At 62.6% G+C, this 6,000-nt stretch carries 4 protein-coding genes and 1 pseudogene; 4 read left to right on the forward strand and 1 reads right to left on the reverse strand.

Annotated features, from left to right (window positions below; genetic code table 11):
• Positions 1 to 128: 128 nt before the first annotated feature.
• From ACILSO_RS23625 to ACILSO_RS23640, 4 genes and pseudogenes are all read left to right on the forward strand, one after another.
• Positions 129 to 2,594, forward strand: a complete 2,466-nt coding sequence (locus ACILSO_RS23625) for a leucine-rich repeat domain-containing protein (protein WP_395739938.1) — start codon at positions 129 to 131, stop codon at positions 2,592 to 2,594.
• Positions 2,595 to 3,053: 459 nt separating this feature from the next.
• Positions 3,054 to 3,506 carry a hypothetical protein gene (locus tag ACILSO_RS23630; protein ID WP_395739939.1) on the forward strand — a complete coding sequence of 151 codons (453 nt, stop codon included), beginning with the start codon at positions 3,054 to 3,056 and terminating at the stop codon, positions 3,504 to 3,506.
• Between the two features lie 214 nt (positions 3,507 to 3,720).
• Positions 3,721 to 4,137 (forward strand): hypothetical protein, encoded by a 417-nt coding sequence (locus ACILSO_RS23635; RefSeq protein WP_395736237.1) that lies wholly within the window; start codon positions 3,721 to 3,723, stop codon positions 4,135 to 4,137.
• A pseudogene (locus ACILSO_RS23640) lies at positions 4,125 to 4,658 on the forward strand (IS630 family transposase); the annotation flags it as partial. The gene ACILSO_RS23635 and the pseudogene ACILSO_RS23640, both read left to right, overlap by 13 nt.
• Positions 4,659 to 4,956: 298 nt before the next feature.
• On the opposite strand, the gene ACILSO_RS23645 reads toward ACILSO_RS23640, so the two are convergent.
• Positions 4,957 to 5,685, reverse strand: coding sequence for a hypothetical protein (locus tag ACILSO_RS23645; protein WP_395739940.1), 729 nt, complete (start codon positions 5,683 to 5,685; stop codon positions 4,957 to 4,959).
• Between the last annotated feature and the right edge of the window lie 315 nt (positions 5,686 to 6,000).

Below are 6,000 nucleotides of genomic sequence, written 5' to 3' on the forward strand. Positions count from 1 at the left end.
GGCGGACGTGGCGGAGAAGTCGAAGGCTTGTGCCTTGAGTCGAAGGCTTGTGCCTTGAGTCGAAGTATCGGGCTCTGGGGTGGACTTGACCGATCAGCGGGTCTGCCCGTTGGTGGGCGGCAAAACTGATGTCGTCAGCATCCCATCCTGAAGGTCTGGCCGTCGCGCGCGAATTGATCGCACGAGAGGCGGGAGCGCGCACGGGGGTGCTGGATCTGAGCGGGCTGGGACTGGTGGCTGCGCCGCAGGAACTGCGGGAGCTGAGGCATCTGCGCGTGCTGCATCTGGGCCGCGGCTTTTTTGAAACCGAGGACACAACATGGCCAAAGGAAAAGCATGGCTTCGGCATGAATGATTTGCAGCAGGGCTGGGAAGAACTCGGCGCGCTGACAAACCTCACGGAGCTTTATTGTTCCCACACAAGGCTCAGCGATCTGCAGCCGCTGGCGCAGCTGGCCACGCTTGCCTTGCTGGATTGCGCCAGCTGCCAGATCAGCGATCTCTCACCGCTGGCGAAGCTGCCCGCCCTGGCCATGCTGATCTGCCCGAAAAACCGGATCAGCTCGCTGGAGCCTCTCGCGCAGATCAAGACGCTGACCACACTGGATTGCTCCGCTACGGATGTCAGCGATCTCCAGCCGCTGGCGGGGCTTGCGGCCTTGCGTCTGCTGCATTGCTCCGCCACGGGCATCAGCGATCTGCAGCCGCTGGCCGGGCTCGCGGCGCTGCACACACTGGTTTGCAACGACACTTTCATCAGCGATCTGCAGCCGCTGGCGCAGCTCACCGCGCTGACGGATTTCGACTTCACGAACACGCAGGTCAGTGACCTCACGCCGCTGGCGCAACTCTCCGCGCTAAGCGAACTGCGCTGCAACGGGACACAGCTCACACATCTGCAGCCATTGGCACAGCTCCATGCGCTGACCATGCTCGACTGCTCCGATAATCGGATCAGCGATCTGCAACCGCTGGCTCAGCTCACCGCACTGACGGACCTGCGCTGCGCCCACACTTTCGTCAGCGACCTGCAGCCTCTCGCGCAGCTCACGGCACTGAGCACGCTGGATTGCAGCTTCACCCGGATCAGCGATTTGCAGCCGCTGGCTCAGCTCACCGCGCTGGAAAAACTGGACTGCGCCCAGACTCAGGTCAGCGACTTGCAGCCCCTGGCGCAGCTTTCCAAACTCACGGAGCTGATCTGCCACCGCACGCAAATCCGTGACCTGCAACCCGTGGCCCGGCTCACCGCGCTGGAAAAACTGGACTGTGCCCAGACTCAAGTCAGCGACTTGCAGCCACTAGCGCATCTTTCCAGACTGACGGAGCTGCTGTGCAACCACACGCAGATCAGCGACCTGCGGCCGATCTCCGGGCTGACCGCACTCACACGTCTGAACTGCGCCAGGACTCCGATCAGCAACCTCGAGCCGCTGGCCCGGCTCACGGCACTGAGGAGCTTCGAAGCCTTTAAAAGTCAGGTCGGCATTCATCCTGACTGGCTGGTGGAGCGTGTCAGGTCGGGACAGCTGGACTACGTGCTGCCCTACAATCCGGAGGGACTGGAGCTGGCCCTGAAGCTGATCGCGCAGGAAGCGGAGGCGCGCACGGGTGTCCTGGACCTGGGCGAGCTGGGTCTGATGGAGCTGCCACCTGAGCTGAAGAGGCTGACACATCTGCGGGTGCTGAACCTTTCGAGCGCCTGGTATGACTCGCGCAGCAACGAGTGGCGCGAGGCGGCGCAGCATTTGCAAACGAACGATTTGCAAAGGGGCCTTGCCGGCATCGAAGCTCTGCCCCAGCTCGAGGAAGTCTATTTTGCCTACACTCAGATCAGCGATCTGCAGCCGCTGGCGCAGCTCAGCGCGCTGACCCATGTGGACTGCCACATGACGCAGGTGCGTGATCTTCAGCCGCTCGCCGCGCTCCGCCGGCTGACCCTGCTGCGCTGCTGCTGCATGGGGGTCAGCGATCTGGGGCCTCTGTCACAGCTCTTTGCGCTGACCCATCTCATCTGCCAATGCGCCAAAGTGCGCGATCTGCGGCCGCTGGCGCAGCTGACTGCGCTGACCGTGCTGGATTGCGCCCACTGTCAGATCAGCGATCTGCAGCCACTGGCGCAGCTCAAGGCGCTGACCGAGCTGAACTGCATGTCCACCCATGTCAGCGATCTGCAACCACTCGCGCAGCTCACCCAGCTGAGGAAGCTGGATCTGCCCTGCACATTCGTCCGTGATCTGCAGCCACTGGCGCAGCTGGGGCAGCTGGCCACGCTGAACTGTTCCGCTACGCAGGTGAGCAATCTCGGGCCTCTTGCGCGGCTGAGCGCGCTGGCGAAGCTGAATTGCTCCTGGACGGCGGTCCACGATCTGCAGCCGCTGGGTGAACTCGGCGCACTGACTTCGCTGGATTGCTCTCACACGCAGGTGCGCGATCTGCAGCCGCTGGCGCAGCTGGCGAAACTTTCCACGCTGAAGTGCACAGACGCGCCGCTCAGCCACATCCCCGTGTGGCTGGCGATGAGGATGAGGGCGGGAGAGATTGACGCGGAGCTGCCGGTGACGGGCGGAGATTCATCTGGCGTGCGTGATTGAGTCCGCAGCAGCCTGCGTGCATGCCTCCAGCTTCCTCGTTTCGAACCACGCCGCTGGCTTGCCAGGAACTGACAGCGGCGTCAGCGAATGCGCGGTCACAGCACGGCGGTGGTTGGCGATGGGCGGTTGGTCCGCCCCAACCGCGGTCGGGCGCGGGGTGGTGGGCTTCGTTGGTGGTCTTTTGCAGTGAGCATGATGAAGACCTCATGCGGCGGGCTGGGGACAGCCCCCCTACCATCTTGTGGCAGGCAGTGGTAGGTCGGTTGGTCCTCCAACCGCCGTCGGGCGAAGGGTGATGGGCTTCGTTGGTGGTCTCTTGTGGCGTGCATGATGCAGACCTCGCGCGGCGGGCTGGGGACAGCCCGCCATACCCGCCACAAAGCCTGGGCCCGCTGTGTCACGCGGGGCTTGCGGGATGGAGACGGGGTGGCAGCTTGGTGGGAAATGAGCGTGGCCAAAATGACGAAAGGACGTGTCGTGGCGGGGTGCTTTGCGCTGTCGGCGGTGGCGATCTGCGCCGTGGTGGGGGCCTGGTGGCTGTGGGTGGTGCTGGGGCATGAGGCGCGCGCGGTCGGTCGGCTGGTGGATGCGGGTGCGGTGGCGCGGGTGAATCACTGCCGGCTGCTGGGATCGACGGGCTACATGCGGGAAAATGATCACGTGTTTGAATGTGCGCCGGAGGATGTGCGGGCGGCGGACGCAGGCGGCATGGAATGGGGACGGATCGATCTTGCGGACGAACATGATGCCGCACTTTTTTTCAGGGCCCGCAGGCTGATGGATCGCTACGTGCAGCCACCGGTGGAGTGGGACCAAGCGGAGGCATGGTATGGAGACCCACAAGGGCTGCTGGGCATGGCCTTTCGCGTGAATGCCGGAGGCCGGTGCTATCTGGTGCTGGAGGTGTTTTGAGCTTTGGTGCATCCCGCAGTTTTCCAAGCGAGTGACAGATGCTCCGCCCCGCCTTTCCACACTCCAAGGACGGCGCACCTTTTTCAGCGCCCGCGACGTCACAGACCCGAAACTTCGGCCCCGACGCAGCGGTGCCCTACCAGCCCTGTGGCACGCTCTAGAGCATTTTAAATAATTATATAGCCATTGTGGCGATGACATGCTATGAAGGCACATGGCCACACTCTCCCTTGATTTGCGTGAACGCATCCTGAGTTCTTATGACAAAGGCGAAGGCAGCCGCGATGAGATTGCGCACCGCTTTCAGGTCTCCCTTGGCATGGTCAAAAAGCTCCTGCAGCAGCGGCGCCACACCGGATGCATCAAGCCACGGCATCACCTTGCCGGGCGCAAAAAGCTCATTGTAGCCGCACACCGCATGGCCATTCGGCAGCATCTCAAGGGCAAGCCCGACATGACACTGGCCGAACTGCGTGATGCATTGGGGCTGGAGTGCACCCTGCCCGCGATCCACTACGTGCTCGTGGACATGGGGCTGACATATAAAAAAAGACGCTCCGCGCTGCCGAGCAAGAACGCGAAGACGTCCGCAAAGCGCGCCGCCTCTGGAAGCGCAAGCAAGGCGGGCTAGAGCCTTGGCGGCTGGTCTTTCTCGACGAGAGCGGTGCCAAGACCAACATGACCCGCCTGCGTGGCAGAGCTCCGCGCGGTCATCGGCTGCATGCAGCAGCGCCGTGTGGCCGGTGGCAGAGCACCACCATGATCTCCTCCATCCGTCTCGATGGCACCACGGCTTGCATGCACCTCTCTGGAGCGGTCGACACCGCCGCCTTCGTGGCTTACATCGGCCAGGTGCTCTGCCCAACGTTGCGGCAGGGCGACATCGTTGTGATGGACAACCTCGCGGTGCACAAAAGTCCCGTAGTTTTGGAGCTGGTGAGGGCGGTTGGCGCTGAAGTGCGGTTCCTGCCGGCCTACTCACCGGATCTCAACCCGATTGAGAAGATGTGGAGCAAGATCAAGGGGCTGTTGCGCAGCGCGGAGGCACGCACGCCCGCGCAGCTTGATGAAGCCATCACCATGGCGTTCTCAAAAATCACGGCCAAAAACGCCATGGGTTGGTTTGCCTCTTGTGGCTATAGTATTTTTTAATATGCTCTAAGCTGGAGAGTAGGAATGCGCTGTGCGCGTCCCTGGAATCCTTCCTTCCAGCGTGGCCCGCTGCCACATCACTCTCCCCCTTTCATAGAGCCTCTGCCTCCCATCGGCTGTTCCGTGTCCAACACGGACCCGTTTTCAATCGATCTTGATGTGGCGCTTGCTGTGGGCTCGGAGGGACGCGATTCTCGGAGTGGCATGCGCAGCGGTGGAAGGCAGGTGCTTAAACTGGAGCTGAGGTGCAGGCCTCCATGGAGCAAGCGCCATTCTCACGCGGGGCAGGCAGCGTTTTTTACAGCTCGTCGTCCAGGTAGAGGCGCAGCTTTGGATTGGCTGCGACGGCGGATTTTCGCAGGGCTTTCAACTCATCCTCGGTGGCGTCCATTTCTCGGATGTAGAGATGGGTGAGCGCGGGGAGCTGGAAGAGGCCGGAGTCGCGCACGGCATCGGCGGTGACTGGGGTGTCGTGCAGCCAGAGCTTTTGCAGCTGCGGACACTGCTGTGCGATTTTGCGCAGGCCGGATGCGGTGAGGGGATTGCTGATGATCTCCATCGAGGTGAGATGCGGACTGCTGGGGAAGGTTTCGCCGCTGAGGGAGTTGTCCTTGAACCAGCCGAGGTGGAGATCGGCGCCGGCGAAGCCTGCGAGGTGGGCGTCATGCATGCTGCTATAAACTACCAGCAGGTTCTGCACGCTGTGGCGGTCCTGCCAGCGGGAGAGGCATGCATCGAGCCAGGCGCGGGAGTTTCGGCGGAAGTTGATCTCCTGCACGCTGGCATAGTGCTGCAGGGCGGCGCCGACGGCTGCGGGGGTGACTTGGGTCTCGTCGAGATCCTGGAGATAAACCTGCTGCGGGCAGCGCCAGAACCAGGCCTCGTCCGCATGCGACCAGGCATGGACCACGCCGCTGTCTGTGAGGAAGCGATAGTGCTGCCAGCGAATGCCCAGCCATAGCGCGGGGATGGACAGCAGCAGGAGGACGATGAGAGCGGATGTCAGCAGTGCGCGCTTTTTTCTCATGCGATGGAGGTTTGAGACGGGCGCGCGGTGAGTCAAGGCGGAGTGTTTGGGATGAGGGTGTGCTGTGGAAGGAGGAGGCGGCGATGGTAGGGCGGCGGGACGTCCAATCGCTGGCGTGCGCGGGGTGGTGGGCTTCGTTGGTGGTCTCTTGTGGCAAGCATGCTGCAGACCTCGCGCGGCGGGCTGGGGACACAGGCTGTGTGAAAACTATTTCACCGGTTTGACCGGGGGCGTTCATGCGCAACAAGATGGGCATGAGCCACCTTCGAGGAACTGATCGCAGCGAACTGCAGATGCTGCCGCCATGCCTGGATG

The sequence above is a fragment of the Prosthecobacter sp. genome (genome assembly GCF_044226605.1).
Classification (GTDB): Bacteria; Verrucomicrobiota; Verrucomicrobiia; order Verrucomicrobiales; family Verrucomicrobiaceae; genus Prosthecobacter.